Below are 20,118 nucleotides of genomic sequence, written 5' to 3'. Positions count from 1 at the left end.
CCTATAATTGCCGCATGCCCCGCAAGAATGAAAACGAACGCGACCATGGCCTGATGGTGGAAACCGGCCGTCCCGAGGTCGCGCCGCCGCCCCTGTATCAGGTCCTGCTGCTCAACGACGACTACACCCCGATGGATTTCGTGGTCACGGTCCTGCAGCAGTTCTTCGTCATGGATCTGGAGAAGGCCACCCAGGTGATGCTGCACGTACATACCCGCGGCCGCGGTGTCTGTGGCGTCTACACCCGCGAGGTAGCCGAGTCCAAGGTGGCCCAGGTCAACGAGTTTTCCCGTATGAACCAGCATCCCCTGTTGTGCACGATGGAGAAGTCCTGACGGGGGACCGGCGCGGGTACGCAGGGCCGGATACGGTGTGGGGGCACCGCCGCTGTGGGACAAGGCAACGATCCCTGAACACTGAAATCCGGTAGGGTGATGGAAAACCGCCCGCCAAGCCGCATATTGTCGGCATAGGCCCCGGAGGCAACCATGTTCAGCAAAGACCTCGAGCAGACCATCGGCCAGTGCTACAAGCGCGCCCGTGAAGCTCGGCACGAATTCATGACCGTCGAGCACTTGCTGCTCGCACTCCTCGAGAACCCGTCGGCGCAGGCCGTCCTGAAAGCGACCGGCGCGGACGCGGGTCGTCTGCGCGCCGACCTTGAGCAGGCGATCGAAGCGTCGGTGTCGCGCCTGGCGGAAGACGACGGCCGCGATACCCAGCCCACGCTCGGTTTCCAGCGCGTGCTGCAGCGCGCCGTCTACCACGTGCAGTCCTCGGGCAAGAAGGAAGTGACCGGCGCCAACGTGCTGGTCGCGATCTTCGGCGAGAAGGACTCGCATGCGGTGTATTTCCTCAACCAGCAGGACGTCACCCGCCTCGACATCGTCAACTACCTGTCCCATGGCATCGCCAAGCAGGGCGAGGAGAACGAGGCCGGTGGGCAGCCGGAAGGCGAGGGCAAGGCCGAGGGGCCGGAAGGCGAGGGCAAGGGCGATGCCCTGACCGAGTTCGCCAGCAACCTGAACGACATGGCCCGCCAGGGCCGGATCGATCCGCTGGTGGGACGGGGCGACGAGATCGAACGGACCATCCAGGTCCTCTGCCGTCGCCGCAAGAACAATCCGCTTTATGTCGGTGAAGCCGGCGTCGGCAAGACGGCGCTGGCCGAGGGCCTGGCCAAGCGCATCGTGGAAGGCGAGGTGCCCGACGTCCTGCTGGACGCGGTCATCTATTCGCTGGACCTCGGCGCGCTGGTGGCCGGTACGAAGTACCGCGGCGACTTCGAGAAGCGTCTGAAGGGCGTGCTGGCGGCGATCAAGAAGATCCCCGGCGCCATCCTGTTCGTCGACGAGATCCACACCATCATCGGTGCGGGCTCGGCCAGCGGCGGCACGATGGATGCGTCCAACCTGATCAAGCCGGCGCTGGCGTCGGGCGAACTGCGCTGCATCGGTTCGACCACGTTCCAAGAGTACCGCGGCATCTTCGAGAAGGATCGGGCGCTCGCGCGCCGCTTCCAGAAGATCGATATCGTCGAGCCCACGGTGGGCGAGACCTACGAGATCCTGCAGGGTCTGAAGCCGAAGTACGAGTCGCACCATGGCGTGACCTACGCCGATGACGCGCTGCAGGCAGCGGTGGATCTGTCGGTCAAGCATATCGGCGACCGTCTGCTGCCGGACAAGGCCATCGACGTCATCGACGAGGCGGGTGCCCGCCAGCGCCTGTTGCCGGAAGGCACGCGCAAGGAACTGATCGACGTCGAAGAGATCGAGACCATCGTCGCCAAGATGGCGCGCATCCCGGCCAAGCAGGTGTCCTCGTCCGACAAGGACGTGCTGCAGCACCTGGAGCGCAACCTGAAGATGGTCATCTTCGGGCAGGATCCCGCGATCGAGACGCTCGCGTCGTCGATCAAGCTGGCGCGCAGCGGGCTGGCCAATCCCGAGAAGCCGATCGGCAACTTCCTGTTCGCTGGCCCTACCGGCGTCGGCAAGACCGAAGTGACCAAGCAGTTGGCGCTGCAGTTGGGCATCGAGCTGGTGCGTTTCGACATGTCCGAGTACATGGAGCCGCATTCGGTCAGCCGCCTGATCGGCGCGCCTCCGGGCTATGTCGGTTTTGATCAGGGCGGCCTGCTGACCGAGAAGATCGTCAAGACGCCGCACTGCGTGCTGCTGCTCGACGAAGTGGAGAAGGCGCACCCGGATATCTTCAACATCCTGTTGCAGGTCATGGACCGTGGCGTACTGACCGACACGAACGGCCGCGAAGCCAACTTCAAGAACGTCATCCTGGTGATGACCACGAACGCCGGTGCCGCCCAGGCATCGCGCCGTACGATCGGTTTCATGCAGCAGGACCACTCGACGGATGCGATGGAAGTGATCCGCCGCAGTTTCACGCCGGAGTTCCGCAACCGCCTGGACGCGATCGTGCAGTTCCAGGGCCTGGGCTTCGACCACATCCTGCGGGTGGTGGACAAGTTCGTCATCGAACTGGAAATGCTGCTGCAGGAGAAGCATGTCAGCCTGTCGGCCACGCCTGCCGCGCGCGACTGGCTGGCGCAGCATGGCTTCGATCCGTTGATGGGCGCCCGCCCGATGGCCCGCCTGATCCAGGACAAGGTCAAGCGCCCGCTGGCCGACGAACTGCTGTTCGGCAAGCTGGTCAACGGTGGCCGCGTCAGCATCGATGCGCGTGACGGCGAACTGGTGGTCGATACGCAGGCCGAACCGGAAAGACTGCTGCCGGCAACGGTGTCGTGATCACCGTCAGGTGAGAAAAAAAGCGGCCATAGGGCCGCCTTTTTTGATTATCGCGAGGCACGCCTCTTCTGCCTGGCGAACTCCTCCGCGGTCATTGTCTCTACGGATGCGACATGGCAGGTCTCGCGGCCGGTTTTCACGCGCGTATCGGTCGCACACAGGCGACTGGTCTTGTCCTGGGAGAGGATGTCGACGCGCGATGCGATCAGGATCGAGTCGCAGCGACGCTGGAAGTGGACTCTGTAGTGGTCGCCGCCATTGCGGAGCGAAAACTGCTGCCCACTATCCCTCAAGATCTCTTGGTCATTCCCCAAATCCACGCAGTCGGTGATGGGTTCTCCCGCCATGGCTGTTGCTGGAGCGAGCATGGCCAGCGTCAGTGCAAGCAGAACGGGGGTATGGCGACGGGAGTTCATGGCGGCTCTCTTCTGGGTCTGCGTCGGGATTGGACGCATCGCCATACTCGTATCGCCGCTGCCGGCCTGAATCTGCTTGAAGTCCGCGTGACGACCGGCCAGGTGCCTTTCGTCATGAAGACCAATGGAGGCCAATAACGAGAAAAGCGGCCGGAGGCCGCTTTTCAGTCACCGCGTCATGAAGATTACTTCATGCGGTAGGTAATACGACCCTTGGTGAGGTCATAAGGGGTCATTTCGACCTTTACCTTGTCGCCGGTCAGGATGCGGATGTAGTTCTTGCGCATGCGGCCGGAGATGTGGGCGATGATTTCGTGCCCGTTCTCCAGCTTGACCCGGAACATGGTGTTGGGCAGCGTCTCGGCAACGGTGCCTTCGAATTCAATGGAATCGTCTTTCGACATGTAAGCCTGTATGTGCCGCGAGGAGATGGCGGATGCCATGAAGCCGCGCATTGTACGCCAGCTAAGCCCGCGGTGCAAAAATTCCGTTATGGGACCGGGGCTTGCGACAGGGCCGCGGCCGGGAACAGGCCGAAGCGTGCCGTCCAGGCGCCATCCAGCGAGGGCTCGTCCACCAGGCCAGCGACCTGCTCCAGGAAGGTGGCGCGTGCCATCAGGCATCCGCCCAGGGAGTGGAGATGGGGGTTCTCCACCTGGGCATCGATCAGCGGCCACCCCCAGTCATGCAGTCGTGCCGCTAACGCTGCCAGCGCGATCTTCGAGCCGCCAGGACAGCCGCTGAACATGCTTTCCCCGAAGAACATGCGGCCGATCGCCACCCCATAGATACCGCCCACGAGTCGGTCGCCGTCGAAAACCTCTACCGAGTGGGCATGCCCGCTCCGGTGCAGGTCGATGTAGGCCTGTCGCATCCCGGAGGTGATCCAGGTGCCGGACTGACCGGGTCGTGAGGCCTGCGCGCACGCGGTGATCACCTGCTCGAAGCAGGTGTCCGCGCGGACCTGCCAGACGTTCTTCTTCAACTCGCGGCGGAATCGCGAGGACAGGCGCACAGCGTCGGTGCGGAAGACCATGCGCGGATCCGGTGACCACCACAGTGGCGGCTGACCGGGCGAGAACCACGGGAAGATCCCGTGCCGGTAGGCGTTGAGTAGGCGCGGCAATGACAGGTCGCCGCCGATCGCCAGCAGGCCGTCCGGATCACGCATGGCGCTGCCGGCGGGCGGGAACGGTGCGTGGGGGTCGGAGGACAGGACGAACGGCCGTTGGCGCATGTCGCGATTGTAAGCGGCCATCCCGTTGTCCTCATTCGCGATGCTTGAAGGGCGTATGAGCCTGCAGGGTGAGGGCGTAGCGACGCACGGCCAGCGCTTCTTCGTCGCACCAACGGGCCAGGGCCGCCGAGAAGTCCGGATGCGCCACCCAATGCCGCGAATGGACGAAGGTCGGCAGGAAACCGCGTGCGATCTTGTGCTCTCCCTGTGCGCCGGGCTCGAACGCGGTCAGCCGTTCGCGCAGGCAGTAGTCGATGCCCTGGTAGTAGCAGGTCTCGAAATGCAGCCCAGGAAGGCTGGTCTGGGCGCCCCAGTAGCGTCCGTACAACGTGTCGCCGCCGCGCAGGCACAGCGCGCCCGCCACGGTACGCCCCTCGTGTTCCGCCAGGAACATCACCAGCTTGCGCGGCATGGCGCCAGCCAGATGTTGCAGGAACGCTAGTGTCAACGCGGGTGAGTTGCCGTAGTCATTGAACGTCTGCAGGTAGAAGCCGTACATGGCCTGCAGATCGGCGTCGGTGGCGTCGCCACCGTGCACGACGCGGAAGGTCACGCCGGTGCGCTGCACCTTGGCGCGCTCCTGCCGGATGTTCTTGCGGTGCTTGTGATCGAAGTCGGCCAGGAATCCGTCGAAGTCCTGCCAGTGTCCGGGGTTCCGCCAGTGGTACTGCACATCGATGCGCGGCAGCCATGCGTCGGGGAATGCGGCATCCTCGCGGGCCGTGGGGAAGTTCACGTGGGCTGACGACAGATTCCGGTCACGCGCTTCCGTGCGGATCGCCTCCAGCAGTGCGGCGCGGTGGGCGTTCTCGTTGGCCAGCAGGCGTGGACCGGTGACGGGCGAGTAGGGCACGGCTCCGAGCCATTTCGGGTAGTAGTCGAGTCCGTGCTGCGCGTACGCGTGCGCCCAGGCGTGGTCGAATACGAATTCGCCGTGCGAGTTGTCCTTCAGGTACCCGGGCGCGGCGGCTACCAGGTGATCCTCTTCCCACACTGTCGCGTGATGAGGCGTCCAGCCCCAGTCCTCGCGCAGGCAGCCGTGGGCTTCGAGGCCATGCAGGAACGCGTGCGATACGAACGGATTGTTCCCGTCGTGCAATGCATCCCATGCGGACGCTGGCACGTCGGCGAGCGAGTGGAGGAAACGGACATCGGCCATTGGCGACGATGCTACGGGCGCAGGTCCAGCACGTCGATGGTGGGCGGATTGAACAACCGCATCGGCAGGCCGATCTCGCCGGTGCCGACCGTGGTGTAGACGCGAACGCGTCCTTGCGGTGTTTGCAGGAACTGTTCACCACGGTCGAAACCATACCGGCTGGGAATCACGTGACGGTAGAGCCACGGAATCCGGATCTGACCGCCGTGCGTATGACCGGCGAGCACCAGGGTCGCCGTGTCCGGGCCGAGGTCGATCGCGCTGTCGGGATTGTGGGTGAGCACGAGGGTGGGCGTTGGCGAGGATTCCGTGGCGAGGAACGCCGGGTCATCCTTGCCCGCCCAGCGGTCACCGAGACCGGCCAGCCGGAATCCGCGGACGGTAACGGTGCCGCCTTCGATCACATCGACATCGAGTGCCGCCAGCGCTGCCCTCAGTTCCTTGTCGATGTCGGGCCCGGGCGCCTGCTGGTCATGGTTGCCGAGCACGGCGTAGACCGGCCGCCGGAGTTCCGCCAGCGGCGAGAACAGCTCACGGAGCGATCGCCTGCCGGGTTCGTAGGTGAAGTCGCCCGCGATCACCAAGGCGTCGACGGGCAGCGAGTTGATCCTGTCCACCAGTCGCTGCAGGTAGGCGCGGTCCTTGTAGACGCCCAGGTGGATGTCGCTGATCAGCGCCAGCCTGGCCTCGGCACCGGTGCCGGACAACACCGTTTCCTGCACGCGGATGCGTTGTGGCTCGACGAAACGCGCCCAGGCGAACAGCAGGCAGCCCGCCAGCAACAGCACGATCAGCCAGCGGCCACGGCGCTCCCGCAGCCGCCACACCAGCCAGACGATCATCGGCCAGGCCAGCCAGCTCCCGTAGAACAAGCATTGCTTGATCAGCAACTTGTCCATCCCTGGAAAACGCCCGGCGTTGGCTCAGCCGTCCTTGTCCAGGAAGCGCTCGGCGTCCAGCGCCGCCATGCAGCCGAAGCCGGCCGACGTGATCGCCTGACGGTAATGCTGGTCGGTGACGTCGCCGGCTGCGAACACGCCGGGAATGGTGGTGGCGGTGGCGTTGCCTTCGATGCCGGAACGGATCTTCAGGTAGCCGTTGCTCATGTCCAGCTGCCCTTCGAACAGGCCGGTATTCGGGGTATGGCCGATGGCGACGAAGAAGCCGTGTACGTCGATGTCGCGCGTACTGCCATCCTGCACCGACTTCACCCGGATGCCGGTGACGCCGGCGTCGTTGCCCAGCACTTCGTCGACCGTGTGGTGCCACACCGGTTCGATCTTGCCGGCCTGGATCTTGGCGAACAGCTTGTCCTGCATGATCTTCTCGGCACGCAGGGTGTCGCGGCGATGGACCAGGTACACCTTGCGCGCGATGTTGGACAGGTACAGCGCCTCCTCGACCGCGGTGTTGCCGCCGCCGATGACCGCCACGTCCTGGTCGCGGTAGAAGAAGCCATCGCAGGTCGCGCAGGCGGACACGCCACGGCCCTTGAACTTCTCTTCGGACTCCAGGCCCAGGTACTTCGCGGTCGCGCCGGTGGCGATGATCAGGGCATCGGCGGTGTACTCGCCGCTGTCACCGATCAGCTTGAAGGGGCGCTGGGACAGGTCGGCGGTATGGACGTGGTCGAAGATCACTTCGGTCTCGAACCGTTCCGCGTGCGCCTGCATGCGCGCCATCAGGTCGGGGCCCATCAGGCCATGTGCATCGCCCGGCCAGTTGTCCACTTCGGTGGTGGTCATCAGCTGCCCACCCTGCTGCAGGCCGGTGACCACGACGGGCTTGAGGTTGGCGCGGGCGGCGTAGACCGCGGCGGTCCAGCCGGCGGGGCCGGAGCCCAGGATCAACAGGCGGCAGTGCTTCGAAGTGCTCATGTATACTCGCGAAAAGGTGGTGATCGGGCAGGCAACGACGCGTTGATGCATCGTCCGCAGGCACATAGAGTGGCGTTGCGTATCCGGCGAATCAAGGCGCGCAGATGGAAAGCGGTGATGCAGGCCGGACCCCGGATGGAATGATCGAAGACGCCGCGCGACTGCGCGGCGTTTTTGTTATCCGGCTTTCGTCCACCGCCTTCGATGATGCGCATGACTGGCTGTTGCGGCGGCCACGATTCGTTTACTATCAATCACTAACGGAAATTTCCTAAGGTCTGGTCCCAAGGTGGCGAAACAGCTCCCGGACAATGGCAAATCCAAGGGCGGCAATGCGGCCGCCCGCAAACAGTCGTCGCCGCCGAATCCCCGGAGGCAGCGCCTGTGGCGCGATCTGGCGCTGATCGCGATCGCGCCGTTGCTGCTGTATCTGCTGGCCAGCCTCTTTACGTTTTCCCCGAACGATCCCAGTTGGTCGCAGTCGGGAAGCCTGACCGCACCGGTCCACAACATGGGCGGACTGGCGGGCGCGTATCTGGCCGACATGCTGCTGTGGCTGTTCGGCTACGTGGCGTTCCTGCTGCCGTTGATTCTCGGTGCCGTCGCCTGGATTGCGCTGTTCGGCATGGACACCGACGGCGATGGTGAAGCCGATTTGGGGCCGGCGCTGCGCCTCATCGGCATGGTCGGCTTCCTGATCTCGGCGACCGGACTACTGCATTTGCGCGGCGTGCCGGCCGAGCATTTTTCCGCTGGCGCCGGCGGCATCCTCGGCACGCTGGTCGGCAAGTCGCTGCTGAAGCTGTTCGGCGGGCTGGGCGGTAACCTGTTCCTGCTGGTCCTGTTCCTGACCTCGGTGACGCTGGCGACCGGACTGTCCTGGTTCGCGGTGATGGAACGCATCGGCAAGTACGTGCTGATGCTGCCCGATCTGTTCCGGCGCAGCAGCCAGCAGGCCAACGAATGGCAGCAGACGCGGGCGATGCGCGAAGAGCGCGAGATCGTACGCAAGATCGACGCAGTGGCCCGTGCCAAGCGCGAGCCCGTCAAGATCGAACCGCCTGCGCCGGCGGTGGTCGAGAAGAGCGAGCGCGCCAAGCGCGAACAACAGATTCCCTTGTTCCACGGCACCGGCGGCGACGAGTCCGGCCTGCCGCCGCTGTCCTTGCTCGATGACCCCAAGCCGCAGGCCAAGGGCTATTCGGAGGAAACGCTCGAAACGCTGTCGCGGCAGATCGAGTTCAAACTCAAGGACTTCCGTATCGATGCGCAGGTGGTCGGTGCCTATCCGGGGCCGGTGATCACGCGCTTCGAGATGGAGCCCGCGCCGGGCGTGAAGGTCAGCCAGATCAGCTCGCTGGACAAGGACATCGCCCGCGGCCTGTCGGTGAAGTCGGTGCGTGTGGTCGACGTGATCCCCGGCAAGTCGGTGATCGGCTTGGAAATCCCCAACACCAGCCGCGAGATGATCTTCCTCTCCGAGCTGTTGCGCTCCAAGGAATACGACAAGTCCGGTAGCGTGCTGACGCTGGCGCTGGGCAAGGACATCGCCGGCCGACCGACCGTGGCCGATCTGGCGCGCATGCCGCACCTGCTGGTCGCCGGTACTACCGGTTCGGGCAAGTCGGTGGCGGTCAATGCGATGGTGCTGAGCCTGCTGTACAAAGCGTCGCCGAAAGACCTGCGCATGCTGATGATCGACCCGAAGATGCTGGAGCTCAGCGTCTACCAGGGCATCCCGCACCTGCTGGCGCCGGTGGTCACCGACATGAAGGAGGCCGCCAACGGCCTGCGCTGGTGCGTGGCGGAGATGGAGCGCCGCTACAAGCTGATGAGCGCGGTGGGCGTGCGCAACCTGGCCGGCTTCAACAAGAAAGTGAAGGATGCCCAGGACGCCGGCCAGCCGTTGATGGACCCGCTGTTCAAGCCGAATCCGGACTTGGCCGAGGCCCCGCGTCCGCTGGAGCCGATGCCCTTCATCGTCATCTTCATCGACGAATTCGCCGACATGATGATGATCGTCGGCAAGAAGGTCGAAGAGCTGATCGCCCGCCTGGCGCAGAAGGCACGCGCAGCCGGCATCCACCTGATCCTGGCCACCCAGCGCCCGTCGGTGGACGTCATCACCGGCCTGATCAAGGCGAACATCCCCACGCGCATCGCCTTCCAGGTCAGTTCGAAGATCGACTCGCGCACCATCCTCGACCAGTCGGGTGCGGAGACGCTGCTCGGCCACGGCGACATGCTGTACCTGCCGCCGGGCACCGCGATGCCGGAACGTATCCATGGCGCCTTCGTCAGCGACGAGGAAGTCCACCGCGTGGTCGAGCACCTCAAGGCCAGCGGCAGCGCCGACTACATCGAAGGCGTGCTGGAAGAGATCCAGACCATGGGCGACGGCATCGTCGTCGGTCCGACCGGCCTGCCTGAGTCGGGCGGCGGTGGTGGCGACGAGTCCGATCCGCTATACGACGAGGCGGTGAAGATCGTCACCGAGAGCCGCCGTGCTTCGATCTCCGGCGTGCAGCGCCGCCTGAAGATCGGCTACAACCGCGCCGCCCGCCTGATCGAGGCCATGGAAGCGGCAGGCGTGGTCACCCCGCCCGAACACAATGGCGACCGCCAGGTACTGGCACCGCCGCCGCCGCGCTGACTGAACGCTTTTACGGCCACTGGCTCTGGTCTGCGGCCTGTTCAGTTTCGCCCCGGCACACTCCGCCCAACGTCCTTCATCCGGAACGCACCATGCTCCACACCGCCCGCTACGCTGTCCTCGCCACCGCCTTGCTCGCCACCAGCGCCTTCGCCGGTGCGCGCGACGAGTTGAAGACCTTCACCACCGGCCTGAAGGGGTTGGACGGTCAGTTCACCCAGAAGGTCTATGACGGCGGCGGCAAGTTGAAAGAGACGTCCAACGGTCGCGTCGCGCTGTCGGCACCGCGCCTGTTCCGCTGGGAATACAACAAGCCATACGAGCAGTTGATCGTCGCCGACGGCAAGCAGGTGTGGGTCTACGATCCGGATCTGCAGCAGGCCGCGGTGCGCGAGCAGGGCATCGAGGAAGAGAACAGCCCGCTGGCCGCACTGATCGATCCAGGCAAGCTGGACCAGCAGTTCAACGTCGCCGAGGCCGCGGGGCAGGGTGGCGTGCAATGGCTGACCCTGACGCCGAAGCAGGAAGGTGATGCGAGCTTCCAGATCGCGCGGCTCGCCTTCAACGGCGGCACGCTGGTGAAGATGGAAGTCAAGGACGCCGTGGGCCAGCGCACCGAGATCAGTTTCTCGGGCTGGAAACGCAATCCGTCCTTCGCCGCAGGCACCTTCAAGTACGCCCCGGCCAAGGGCGTGGATGTCGTCGGCGGTCCCTGACGATAGCCGACCAGGGTACGGGTTACCGCACGTGCGACGCTACAATCACGCGTGGCCAGGACTCGTACCCCTCTTGAACCGCAGGCCGACCTGCTGAGCACCGACACGGATGCGCTTAGGCCCCTGGCCGAGCGCATGCGTCCGCGTACGCTGGATGAAATGGTGGGCCAGCGGCGTTTGCTGGCCCCGGGCAGCGCATTGCGTCGCGCGGTGGAGTCCGGTCACGTCCACTCGATGATCCTGTGGGGCCCGCCGGGTTGCGGCAAGACCACCTTGTCGTTGCTGCTGGCGCGTTACGCGGATGCCGAGTTCAAGGCGATCTCGGCGGTGCTGTCCGGCCTGCCGGAGGTGCGCCAGGTGCTGGCCGAGGCCGCGCAACGTTTCGCGGGCGGTCGTCGAACGGTACTGTTCGTTGACGAGGTGCACCGCTTCAACAAGGCGCAGCAGGATGCGTTCCTGCCCCATATCGAACGCGGCACCATCCTGTTTGTCGGCGCCACAACAGAGAATCCGTCCTTCGAACTCAACTCCGCGTTGCTGTCGCGCTGTCGGGTGCATGTGATGGAAGCGGTGTCGCCGGACGACATCCGGCATGCGCTGCGTTTCGCGCTGTCCGATTCCGAGCGCGGACTGGCCGACCTGGGGATCGAGGTCGACGACGAGGCGCTGCTGGAGATCGCCACCGCGGCCGACGGCGACGTGCGGCGCGGCCTCACCTTGCTTGAGATCGCCGCCGAGCTGGCCGCCGACGAGGGCGGCCGCATCACCCCGCAGACGCTGGCACAGGTGCTGGCCGACCGCACACGCCGCTTCGACAAGGGCGGCGAGCAGTTCTACGACCAGATTTCAGCGCTGCACAAGTCCGTGCGCAGTTCCAACCCTGACGGTGCGGTGTACTGGCTGGCGCGCATGCTGGATGGAGGCTGTGATCCGGCCTACCTGGCGCGGCGCATGACGCGGATGGCGGTGGAAGACATCGGCCTGGCCGATCCGCGCGCCCTGCAGATGGCAATCGATGCCTGGGACACCTACGAACGTCTGGGCAGTCCGGAAGGCGACCTGGCGCTGGCGCAACTGGTGATCTACCTGGCCAGTACCGCGAAGTCGAATGCCGGCTACATGGCGTTCAACGCCGCCAAGGCCGACGTGCGCGAGCACGGCACGCAGGATGTGCCGATGCACCTGCGCAATGCGCCGACCAAACTGATGAAGTCGCTCGGCTACGGCACCGGTTACCAGTACGACCACGATGCGGAAGGCGGCATTGCGCTGGACCAGACCGCGTTCCCGGATGCGATGGGCGAACGCACTTATTACCAGCCCGTCGAGCGCGGGCTGGAGATCAAGCTGAAGGAAAAACTCGATCGACTGCGGGAGGCACGCCGGCAGGCGCGCCAACGCGCTGGTCGCGGTGACTGAGTCCGACGACGAGACTTGACGCATGCCGGTACAGGCCTGGGTGTGGTGGCAGCAACTGATGCTGGTGATGGCTGGTGGCGCGCTGGGCGCTGCGGCGAGGTTCTGGCTGGGGGGCCTGCTACTGCGCCAGTTCGGCAACGGATTCCCGTGGGGCACGTTCGCGGTGAACATGGTCGGTTCGTTCACGGCAGGCTTCCTCGCGATCTGGCTGGACGGTCGTGGGCCGTCGTCGCTCTACTGGCGCGCCTTCCTCATCGTCGGCGTGCTGGGAGCGCTGACCACCTATTCGGCGCTGATGCTCGAGTGCCTGTTGTTCGCGCGCAGCGAACGGCAGGGCGCCGCCCTCGGCTATCTCGCGGTCACCCTGGTGCTGGGACTGTTGCTGGTGTGGCTGGGCGCGCGCGTCGCTGGCGCCATCCGACCTCCTGCGTGGTGAGGCAGCCTGCAACGCAGGCCCGTGGCGGTGACGGACATGCCGTGTCCCTTTGTTACAGCCTGTCTTGACTCGCGGACAGACGGTCGTATCGATAACGAAGTTTTAACCTTCGTGCCGGAAAGCGCTAACGAATCGTGTGCAAGTGTGACCCGCGTCGCTTTTTAGGGGCTTCCCCTGGGCTCCGGAGCGGCCACAAGGAGAAGCAACATGTGCACACGCAAGACTCTGATCGCTTCGGCGGTACTGCTGGCGCTCGGCATGACGGGACAGGCGTTCGCCCAACAGACCAACACCGAGAACGGGGATGGTGACGACATCCTGGTCAATCTCGACGCGGACCTGAGCAACAACAGCACCAACACCGACAATTCGAACCATAGCGACAACTCCAACAACAGCGACAACTCGGATCACAGCGACAACAGCACGCACGACGGCGACAACCGCGACAACCGTGGCCGCGCCAACGCCGAAGGTTATGGCTCGACCGCCGCCAACAACGGCAGCACTGCCACCTCGACGTTCTCCAACTCGTTCAACCACAGCAAGGCTGTAGCCGAGACCAAACTGATCGGTTCGGTCTCGGGCGTGACCGTGCATGACATCGGCAACGTCGCCGGGAACTGGGGCAATGCCAATGGTGGCAACGGTGGCGAAGGCGGCGCTGGTTACGGTGGCAACGGCCAAGGTGGCGCCGCCGCAGGCGGTACGGGCAATGGCGGTGCTGGTGGCGACGGTGGCGCAGGTGGTGATGGCGGCAGCGGAGGAAGCGCCAACAACGGAAGCGCGACGGCCGGTGATGCCTCCAATGGCGGCGCGTCGGTGGGCGATGCCACGGCGGGCAACGGTGGTCGAGGCGGCAACGCCAACGACACCGGCGGCGCCAACGGCGGCAACGGCAGCGGCTGGGGCGCGGACGGCAATGCCACAGCGGGCAACGGTCGCGGCCGTGGCGGCGACGCGGGCGGCTGGGGTGGTGACGGCGGTGGCGCCACGGGCGCGTCCGGCGGCGATGCCGGCAGTGCGAGCGGCGATACGGGCTCGATGGCCGGCGCCAGTGGCGGCGATGCGGGTGCAGGCAGCGGCGATGTGCGCGAGCGTGGTGCGGGTGACGGCACCAGCGGCTCCGGCACGGCCACGGGCGGCGCAGGTACGTCGGGTGATGCAACCGCAACCGGGAGCACCAGCACGGCAACCGCAGGCAACGGCACCTCGGGTGACGCCACGGGAACCGGAGGTGCAGGGACGGGCACCGGTGGTGCAGGCTCCGGCACGGGCGGCGACGCGACCGCCACCGGTGGCGCTGGCAATGGCTGGGGCGGCGCGGGCGGCAGCGTGACCGCCACCGGCGGCACCGGCGGCAATGGTGGCGATGCCAACAATGGCGACGCGACCAATGGCAGCGCCTCCTCGAGCGCCAGCAACGGTGACGCGACGGCAGGCAATGGCGCCGCGGGCGCGGTCGGTGCGACCGGTGGCGATGGCGGCGTCGGCAACGGCGGCGACGGCATGGGCGGCGATGGCAATGGCGGCGTCGGCAACGGCGCGACCGGTGGCGCCGGCGGTGCCGGCGGTTCGCTGGCCGTCGATGCGGGTACGTTCGACATGTCGAACAACATGACCAGCGTTGGTCAGTCCGCGGCCGGCATCATGGTGGCCGCGCAGAACAGTGGCATGGCCTCGCTGATCCAGCAGGGCATCACTGTCCAGGCCAACCTGACCGTAGGCCCGTAAGCGCTCCGCCGATATCCCGGCCTTCGTGGCCGGGATATCCCGCGTGGGCGCCGGTGTCCCGCAGGACGCGGGGCACCGCACGGCTGCGCGGCGGACGCATGGCAAGGAGACCGACCATGCTTACGCTCCAACAGACCGGGCTGCTGCTTGCAGCCTGCGGGCTTCACGCCGTCGCATTCGGCGCAGAAGCGCAGAACGTCGGCCCGATACTCGACGTGCCGCCGGCGATCCTCGCCGACACACGCACGCCAGACGTGCCCATCGCGGCGATCAGCGAGCTGGGGCGCGCGATCGCGACGGACCGGTTGTCCACCATGCGCGGTGGTGACGCCAGCCAGACCGAGAACCTGATCGATATCGATGGTTCGGTGGACGACAACACGGCGCACCACATCACCAGCGGTTCCAACAGCATCGCCGACGGCGCGTTCAACAACGCCAGCGGGATCAACACGGTCATCCAGAACACCGGCAGCAACGTGCTGATCCAGAACGCCATGATCGTGACCGTCGACTTCACCGGCGGCCCGCAATGAAACGCCGCCTGCGCGCCTGGCGCTGGCCTGTCTACGTCGCACTGGCGTGTGCGTCTGCCGGGCTGGGCGGCGCATCGGCGGCCACCAGTGACCTGCGCGTGCCGGGTGGTGCCTACAACGTGCGTCTGACCAGCCTGAAGGAGGCCAGGTTCAAGACCACGCTGCCGCAGCAGTACGACTTCAGCTGCGGCTCGGCCGCGACGGCGACGCTGCTGACGCACCAGTACGGCCATCCCGTCAGCGAGGTGGACGTGTTCGTGCAGATGTACAACAACGGCGACCAGGCACGGATCCGCAAGGAGGGCTTCTCGCTGCTCGACATGCGGCGTTACCTGCGCACGAAAGGCTATGAGGCCGACGGCTTCGAACTGCCGCTGGACAAGCTGCAGGAAGAGAACGTGCCGGCCATCGTGCTGCTCAACGACCGTGGTTACCGCCACTTCGTCGTGGTGAAGGGGCTGCGCAACGGACGCGTACTGCTCGGCGATCCGGCGCGCGGCACCCGCGCGATGCCGCGTTCGCGATTCGAGGCGCTGTGGGACAACCGGGTGATGTTCGTCGTGCACAACCGGCGCGAACGCGCCCGCTTCAACCAGGCCCGCGACTGGCAGACCGCACCTCCGGCGCCGCTCGACATGGGAATCCAGCGCGACGGCCTGCGCAACATCACCGTGCCACGGCGCGGTCCGGGAGACATCTGACATGGACGGCAACAAGTGCAGCCTGTTGTGCGCCACCGGCTTGTTAGCGCTGTTGTTGATGCCCGTGGGCGCACGCGGGCAGACCGGTGAACTGGGCGCTGACTGGCAACCCGTCGATCCCGCTCGCCTTGCGCAGATGCGCGGTGGATTCGAGATGCCGTCGGGCATGATGCTGTCGTTCGGCATCGAGCGTGTCGTGTTCGTCAATGGCGAACTGAGCGCGCGTATCGCGGTGCAGATACCCGACGTGGCGCGCATCACGCCGGAACAGGCGCAGGCGCTGGCCGACTTCAATCGCGGACTGGTCGTGCAGATCGGCGACGGCAACCACTTTGATCCCACGCAGGCGGCCGGTGGTCTGGTCATCCAGAACACCCTCGACGACCAGGATATCCGGACGGTCACCCGCATCGACGTGGGCGTCGACACGCTGGGCGCTTACCAGAACCTCAATGCAAGTGGCGCACTGACCGACGCGTTGATCCGCGCGCCCGGCAGCCCGTAAACACGCGGCGATCGGCAGCACCATCGCACACACGACAAGGGGACCATCATGAAAGGGACGTCGCTGATCGAAGTCGCACCGCTGGCGTTGGCCGTCGGGCTGGGCATGCAGGCAGGGCAGGTGCGGGCGCAGGACGTTTCGACGCCCCCCGCATCGCCGCCACCGATCCCGGTGCAGCCTTACGAAGTCACCGCCGATGCGCGACTGGATGCGCTGCAGCGGCAGCTCAATGAGCAGACGCAACGCCTGGAGCAGATGCGCGCGTTGATGCAGGCACAGGAGCAACAGATCTTCGGCCTGCAGAACGCCCTGAACGAAGAGATCCTCGCGAACGCGCGTGCACGGGGCGCGCCTGCACCGGTCATCGTGCCGTCGCTGAACCAGGCACCGACGTTCCGCGACGCGCCCGCGCCATCGCCCGGCTACATCGTGGTTGGCCCGGCGCCCGCGCCGGCAACGACGGCGCAATCCGGCGTGCCGCAGTCTGCTGCACCAGCTGCCGTGGCGCAGGCGCAGACGCAGACAACACCCCGACAGGGCGATGGTGCATCGGCGCCGCAGCGGGTGGGGCAGGCCCCGGAGAGCGACTCGCGGCCACCGGAAGTGGCGCAGATCTTCGACCAGCCCGGGGTGCTGACTCCCAAGGGCAAGCTGGTGGTGGAGCCGGCCGTGCAGTACGGCTACTCGGCGAACGACCGTGTCGCGCTGGTCGGGTACACCATCATTCCGGCGATCCTCATCGGCCTGATCGACGTGCGCCAGGTGAAGACAACGACGGCCGTCGCCACGCTCACCGGCCGTTACGGCCTCAGCCGACGCATGGAGGTGGAAGCGAAGCTGCCGTATGTCTACATCCACAGCGATACGGTCAGCCGCGAGATCTTCACCGGTTCCGCGCAGGACCGGGTGTTCAATGCGCGCGGCAACGGCATGGGCGACATCGAGGTCACCGGTCGCTACCAGCTGAACCAGGGTGGGGCGGACAAGCCGTTCTACATCGCCTGGCTGCGTTACAAGAGTCGCACCGGACGTGACCTGTTCGAGGTGACGACCGACTGCGTCACGCGCTGCGTCGCCAACACCACTGGCACGGGACTGCCGCTGGACCTGCCGACCGGCAGCGGATTCAACGCCGTGCAGCCCGGCATCACCTGGCTGTATCCGTCCGATCCCGTCGTGTTCTTCGGCAGCCTGAGCTATCTGCACAACTTCAAACGCAGTGATGTGTCGCGCCGCGTGCTGGGCGGACAGACCGAGTTCCTGGGCGACATCAAAGCTGGCGACATCCTCGGCTTCAATCTCGGCATGGGCCTGGCGCTCAACGAGAAAGCCGCCATCAGCATCGGCTACGACCAGAGCATCGTCGACAAGACCGAACAGAATGGCGAAGAGGTCGCCGGCGCGGTACGGACCACCCTCGGCACGCTGCTGCTCGGCGGCACCTACCGGTTCAGTGACCGCATGTCGCTCAACGTGGCGCTCGGTGTCGGCGTTACCCGCGACAGCCCGGACATGACGTTCACCGCGCGCCTGCCGATCAATTTCTGATCCGTCAGGTCAGCCTGGACGACCCTGACACCACAGCCACAGGGCCGCGGCCAGCATCAGCCATTCGACGGCAGCGAGCGCCAGCGTGGTGGGTTCCACCGGCCACCAGCGCAGCAGTCCGATGCCGCGGAACAGCACGATCGGCACGTAGAGCGCGAGTGCCAGCACCAGGCCGGTCCGCATCTGCTGGCTCCACGCGAACCAGGCGAACAGGAACGCGAGGCCAAACTGGAGTCCGCCGTAGATCGACAGGTACTCCACTTGCCCGGAGCGGGTCAGTGAGGCGTAGCCGACTGCTGCTGCGGTGCGCGCTGGTGCCAGTACACACCAGCATGCCAGCAGCAGGTAGATCACCGCATTGAGATAGAGATAGGCCGCCGCCACGGGACGTCTCCGGAAAGGTCTCCCTTCTTCTTGCACGCCATGCGGTGACGGCGCAGTGAACATGCGGCAAACCCCGACGACATGCCGTGGCGTCCGCCGATACGCCCGAGGTCAGCGCCTCCAGATGCTGGAGACTCCTCGTCACGGGAGTCTTCCATGTCCTCATCCTCCGCCTCCGCCTGCGCCTGGCGCGTGTTGCTGGCGTGCGGCCTGATTGTTGCGGGCACCAGCACGTGGGCCAGCGATCCCATCCACAAGTGCCGTGATCGCGACGGCCGTTCGCAGTACCAGGCAACGTCATGCAATGCGGTCCAGACAACGGAATGGGTACGCGAGTTTCCGCAGGACCCATCGCCACCAGCGACCTCCACGACACCCGAGCCAGCCGCGGCCGCGCGATCCGAAGGCACGCGACAGCGCAGCCGCTCAGGTCCGCGCAGACGGGCTTCATCGGCGCAGGGCGCCGTCATCTCGATGCATCGCGATGCCGTCGCCTGCGAACGGGCGAAGAAGGCGCGCGACCAGGCGTATGCACGGCTTGGTCTCAAGCGCGACTTTGCAACCAGCCGCAAGCTGGACGATCGCGTCAACGAAGCCTGCCGCTGAGCAGCTCAGCTCAAATCGTCCGCGAGAACCTCGGCGCGTCGGGCGCTGGCGTCGCCGGCAGGTAGCGATCGAAGCACATTGCGATCACCCGCAGCAACAGACGGCCTTTCGGCGTGGCCTGGAAGCCCACCCGCGTGAACGTCAGCAGGCCGTCGTCGGCGAGTGCCTGCAATCGCGGCAGGGCATCGGCGAAGTAGTCGGTGAACGCGATGTCGAATCGCTTGCCGATGCGGGCGTAGTCGAGTCGCCCATGGCACATCAGTTCCTGGATCACCTCGGCGCGCAGCACATCGTCGTGGTCCAGCGGCATCCCGCGCCAGACCGGCAACCGGCCATCGTCGATGGCACGCTCCCAGCTGGCGATGTCGCGTGGATTCTGGCTGAAGCTGTCGCCGATATGGCTGATGGCGCTCACGCCAAAGCCGATCAGATCGCTCTCGGCATGCGTGGTGTAGCCCATGAAATTCCGGTGCAGGTCGCCGCGCTCCTGCGCTCGCGCCAGTTCATCGTCCGGCAGGGCGAAGTGGTCCATGCCGATATAGACATAACCCGCGGCAACGAGTCGTTCGATCGCGCATTGCAGCAATGCCAGCTTCGCTTCCGAATCCGGTAGGTCTTCCTGTGCGATGCGCTGTTGCGGCTTGAACAACTGGGGGAGGTGCGCGTAGCTGTACACCGCGATACGGTCGGGACGCGCGTCGATCACGATATCCAGTGTCCTCTCGAACCCCGCGCGTGTCTGCTTCGGCAGGCCGTAGATCAGGTCGATGTTGACCGACCGCATGCCGTGCTCGCGGCACGCCGCCACGATGGCCAGCGTCTCTTCGATCCCCTGAACGCGATTGACGGCCTTCTGCACGACGGGGTCGAAGTCCTGTACCCCCAGGCTGGCGCGGTTGAATCCGATCCGCGCGAGGTCACCGATATCGGCCGGCGTGACGAACCGCGGGTCCAGCTCGATCGAGAAATCCATCCTGCCCGCCGCGCCGAAGCTGAACTGGCTGCGCAGCTCGGCCACGCAGTCCGCGATCTGCGCGGGTGTCAGGAAGTTGGGGGTGCCGCCGCCGAAATGCAGCTGCTCCACCGGCCGGCCGCTTGCGAACAATGGCGCCATGCGGGCGATCTCGCGGTACAGATAGTCGAGATAGAGCTCGCCACGCGCCTTGTCGCGGGTGATCACCCGGTTGCAGCCACAGTAGAAGCAGGGGCTGGTGCAGAAGGGCACATGGACGTACAGCGACAGTGCGCGGGCGTGCTCCTGCCGGTTGGTGGCGGCCGCATGGTCACTGAGTTCCTGTGCGCCGAATCCGGCACTGAACTGCGGCGCCGTCGGATAGGACGTGTAGCGCGGACCGGGCGTGTCGTAGCGCCGCAGCAGGTCAGCATCGAACAGCGGGGAAGGGGAGACGATACCCATGGC

Annotated in this window: 21 protein-coding genes; 12 read left to right on the top strand and 9 right to left on the bottom strand. The window is 65.8% G+C overall.

The window, feature by feature from the left end; genetic code table 11:
* Positions 1 to 14 precede the first annotated feature (14 nt).
* The gene (clpS, locus tag IB225_RS00590) at positions 15 to 335 is read left to right on the top strand and encodes an ATP-dependent Clp protease adapter ClpS (RefSeq protein ID WP_192308730.1); all 321 of its coding nucleotides are present in this window, start codon (positions 15 to 17) and stop codon (positions 333 to 335) included.
* A 153-nt stretch (positions 336 to 488) separates the two neighbouring features.
* The gene (gene clpA / locus IB225_RS00585; RefSeq protein ID WP_192308728.1) at positions 489 to 2,771 is read left to right on the top strand and encodes an ATP-dependent Clp protease ATP-binding subunit ClpA; all 2,283 of its coding nucleotides are present in this window, start codon (positions 489 to 491) and stop codon (positions 2,769 to 2,771) included.
* A 47-nt stretch (positions 2,772 to 2,818) separates the two neighbouring features.
* Here the strand turns inward: clpA and IB225_RS00580 are convergent, their stop codons facing one another.
* The 7 genes from IB225_RS00580 to IB225_RS00550 form a co-directional block, all read right to left on the bottom strand.
* A complete protein-coding gene (locus IB225_RS00580; protein WP_192308727.1) occupies positions 2,819 to 3,187 on the bottom strand; it encodes a hypothetical protein in 369 nt (122 codons plus the stop codon).
* Positions 3,188 to 3,372: 185 nt separating this feature from the next.
* Complete coding sequence (infA, locus tag IB225_RS00575; RefSeq protein ID WP_055943174.1) at positions 3,373 to 3,591, bottom strand: translation initiation factor IF-1; 219 nt, start codon at positions 3,589 to 3,591, stop codon at positions 3,373 to 3,375.
* A gap of 86 nt (positions 3,592 to 3,677) precedes the next feature.
* Positions 3,678 to 4,424: a leucyl/phenylalanyl-tRNA--protein transferase gene (gene aat / locus IB225_RS00570; RefSeq protein ID WP_192310799.1), complete on the bottom strand. Its 747-nt coding sequence runs from the start codon at positions 4,422 to 4,424 to the stop codon at positions 3,678 to 3,680.
* A gap of 31 nt (positions 4,425 to 4,455) precedes the next feature.
* The gene (locus IB225_RS00565) at positions 4,456 to 5,583 is read right to left on the bottom strand and encodes a GNAT family N-acetyltransferase (RefSeq protein ID WP_192308725.1); all 1,128 of its coding nucleotides are present in this window, start codon (positions 5,581 to 5,583) and stop codon (positions 4,456 to 4,458) included.
* Between the two features lie 11 nt (positions 5,584 to 5,594).
* Positions 5,595 to 6,482, bottom strand: a complete 888-nt coding sequence (locus IB225_RS00560) for a metallophosphoesterase (RefSeq protein ID WP_192308723.1) — start codon at positions 6,480 to 6,482, stop codon at positions 5,595 to 5,597.
* Positions 6,483 to 6,506: 24 nt separating this feature from the next.
* A complete protein-coding gene (gene trxB, locus IB225_RS00555; RefSeq protein ID WP_192308722.1) occupies positions 6,507 to 7,460 on the bottom strand; it encodes a thioredoxin-disulfide reductase in 954 nt (317 codons plus the stop codon).
* Positions 7,457 to 7,675, bottom strand: coding sequence for a hypothetical protein (locus IB225_RS00550; protein WP_192308720.1), 219 nt, complete (start codon positions 7,673 to 7,675; stop codon positions 7,457 to 7,459). Before IB225_RS00550 ends, trxB begins: the two co-directional genes overlap by 4 nt.
* Before the next feature lie 74 nt (positions 7,676 to 7,749).
* Here IB225_RS00550 and IB225_RS00545 point away from each other — a divergent pair, with 74 nt between their 5' ends.
* The 9 genes from IB225_RS00545 to IB225_RS00505 all read left to right on the top strand — a co-directional run bounded on the left by IB225_RS00545 (position 7,750) and on the right by IB225_RS00505 (position 17,708).
* Positions 7,750 to 10,113, top strand: a complete 2,364-nt coding sequence (locus IB225_RS00545) for a DNA translocase FtsK (protein ID WP_192308718.1) — start codon at positions 7,750 to 7,752, stop codon at positions 10,111 to 10,113.
* Positions 10,114 to 10,205: 92 nt separating this feature from the next.
* Positions 10,206 to 10,829 carry an outer membrane lipoprotein chaperone LolA gene (gene lolA, locus IB225_RS00540; RefSeq protein WP_192308710.1) on the top strand — a complete coding sequence of 208 codons (624 nt, stop codon included), beginning with the start codon at positions 10,206 to 10,208 and terminating at the stop codon, positions 10,827 to 10,829.
* Between the two features lie 51 nt (positions 10,830 to 10,880).
* Positions 10,881 to 12,248 carry a replication-associated recombination protein A gene (locus IB225_RS00535; protein ID WP_345776555.1) on the top strand — a complete coding sequence of 456 codons (1,368 nt, stop codon included), beginning with the start codon at positions 10,881 to 10,883 and terminating at the stop codon, positions 12,246 to 12,248.
* A gap of 22 nt (positions 12,249 to 12,270) precedes the next feature.
* Positions 12,271 to 12,684: a fluoride efflux transporter CrcB gene (gene crcB, locus IB225_RS00530; RefSeq protein WP_192308708.1), complete on the top strand. Its 414-nt coding sequence runs from the start codon at positions 12,271 to 12,273 to the stop codon at positions 12,682 to 12,684.
* A 207-nt stretch (positions 12,685 to 12,891) separates the two neighbouring features.
* Positions 12,892 to 14,418, top strand: a complete 1,527-nt coding sequence (locus IB225_RS00525; protein ID WP_192308706.1) for a hypothetical protein — start codon at positions 12,892 to 12,894, stop codon at positions 14,416 to 14,418.
* A 116-nt stretch (positions 14,419 to 14,534) separates the two neighbouring features.
* A complete protein-coding gene (locus tag IB225_RS00520; protein WP_225583146.1) occupies positions 14,535 to 14,954 on the top strand; it encodes a hypothetical protein in 420 nt (139 codons plus the stop codon).
* Positions 14,951 to 15,655 (top strand): C39 family peptidase, encoded by a 705-nt coding sequence (locus IB225_RS00515; protein WP_192308704.1) that lies wholly within the window; start codon positions 14,951 to 14,953, stop codon positions 15,653 to 15,655. Before IB225_RS00520 ends, IB225_RS00515 begins: the two co-directional genes overlap by 4 nt.
* A gap of 1 nt (position 15,656) precedes the next feature.
* A complete protein-coding gene (locus IB225_RS00510; protein WP_192308702.1) occupies positions 15,657 to 16,160 on the top strand; it encodes a hypothetical protein in 504 nt (167 codons plus the stop codon).
* A 48-nt stretch (positions 16,161 to 16,208) separates the two neighbouring features.
* Positions 16,209 to 17,708 (top strand): transporter, encoded by a 1,500-nt coding sequence (locus IB225_RS00505; protein ID WP_225583144.1) that lies wholly within the window; start codon positions 16,209 to 16,211, stop codon positions 17,706 to 17,708.
* Between the two features lie 9 nt (positions 17,709 to 17,717).
* Here IB225_RS00505 and IB225_RS00500 read toward each other — a convergent pair whose 3' ends face one another.
* On the bottom strand, positions 17,718 to 18,092 hold the full coding sequence (locus IB225_RS00500; protein WP_192308701.1) for a DUF4345 domain-containing protein: 375 nt from the start codon (positions 18,090 to 18,092) through the stop codon (positions 17,718 to 17,720).
* 156 nt (positions 18,093 to 18,248) lie between these two features.
* On the opposite strand from IB225_RS00500, the gene IB225_RS00495 reads away from it, so the two are divergent.
* Entirely contained in the window at positions 18,249 to 18,698 is a 450-nt protein-coding gene (locus IB225_RS00495) for a hypothetical protein (protein WP_192308699.1), read from the top strand.
* A 10-nt stretch (positions 18,699 to 18,708) separates the two neighbouring features.
* Here the strand turns inward: IB225_RS00495 and hemN are convergent, their stop codons facing one another.
* Positions 18,709 to 20,115, bottom strand: coding sequence for an oxygen-independent coproporphyrinogen III oxidase (gene hemN, locus IB225_RS00490; RefSeq protein WP_192308697.1), 1,407 nt, complete (start codon positions 20,113 to 20,115; stop codon positions 18,709 to 18,711).
* Positions 20,116 to 20,118 lie beyond the last annotated feature (3 nt).

This window comes from Pseudoxanthomonas sp. PXM02 (genome assembly GCF_014851805.1).
In the GTDB taxonomy this organism is placed as follows: Bacteria; Pseudomonadota; Gammaproteobacteria; order Xanthomonadales; family Xanthomonadaceae; genus Pseudoxanthomonas_A.
Note: the sequence above shows the minus strand (reverse complement) of the source record. Positions and strands in the feature narration are given on the sequence as shown.

Coding starts and splice junctions, on each gene's coding strand:
- clpS (WP_192308730.1), top strand. CDS start 15: ATGCCCCGCAAGAATGAAAACGAACGCGACCATGGCCTGATGGTGGAA.
- clpA (WP_192308728.1), top strand. CDS start 489: ATGTTCAGCAAAGACCTCGAGCAGACCATCGGCCAGTGCTACAAGCGC.
- IB225_RS00580 (WP_192308727.1), bottom strand. CDS start 3,187: ATGAACTCCCGTCGCCATACCCCCGTTCTGCTTGCACTGACGCTGGCC.
- infA (WP_055943174.1), bottom strand. CDS start 3,591: ATGTCGAAAGACGATTCCATTGAATTCGAAGGCACCGTTGCCGAGACG.
- aat (WP_192310799.1), bottom strand. CDS start 4,424: ATGCGCCAACGGCCGTTCGTCCTGTCCTCCGACCCCCACGCACCGTTC.
- IB225_RS00565 (WP_192308725.1), bottom strand. CDS start 5,583: ATGGCCGATGTCCGTTTCCTCCACTCGCTCGCCGACGTGCCAGCGTCC.
- IB225_RS00560 (WP_192308723.1), bottom strand. CDS start 6,482: ATGGACAAGTTGCTGATCAAGCAATGCTTGTTCTACGGGAGCTGGCTG.
- trxB (WP_192308722.1), bottom strand. CDS start 7,460: ATGAGCACTTCGAAGCACTGCCGCCTGTTGATCCTGGGCTCCGGCCCC.
- IB225_RS00550 (WP_192308720.1), bottom strand. CDS start 7,675: ATGCGCATCATCGAAGGCGGTGGACGAAAGCCGGATAACAAAAACGCC.
- lolA (WP_192308710.1), top strand. CDS start 10,206: ATGCTCCACACCGCCCGCTACGCTGTCCTCGCCACCGCCTTGCTCGCC.
- crcB (WP_192308708.1), top strand. CDS start 12,271: ATGCCGGTACAGGCCTGGGTGTGGTGGCAGCAACTGATGCTGGTGATG.
- IB225_RS00525 (WP_192308706.1), top strand. CDS start 12,892: ATGTGCACACGCAAGACTCTGATCGCTTCGGCGGTACTGCTGGCGCTC.
- IB225_RS00520 (WP_225583146.1), top strand. CDS start 14,535: ATGCTTACGCTCCAACAGACCGGGCTGCTGCTTGCAGCCTGCGGGCTT.
- IB225_RS00515 (WP_192308704.1), top strand. CDS start 14,951: ATGAAACGCCGCCTGCGCGCCTGGCGCTGGCCTGTCTACGTCGCACTG.
- IB225_RS00510 (WP_192308702.1), top strand. CDS start 15,657: ATGGACGGCAACAAGTGCAGCCTGTTGTGCGCCACCGGCTTGTTAGCG.
- IB225_RS00505 (WP_225583144.1), top strand. CDS start 16,209: ATGAAAGGGACGTCGCTGATCGAAGTCGCACCGCTGGCGTTGGCCGTC.
- IB225_RS00495 (WP_192308699.1), top strand. CDS start 18,249: ATGTCCTCATCCTCCGCCTCCGCCTGCGCCTGGCGCGTGTTGCTGGCG.
- hemN (WP_192308697.1), bottom strand. CDS start 20,115: ATGGGTATCGTCTCCCCTTCCCCGCTGTTCGATGCTGACCTGCTGCGG.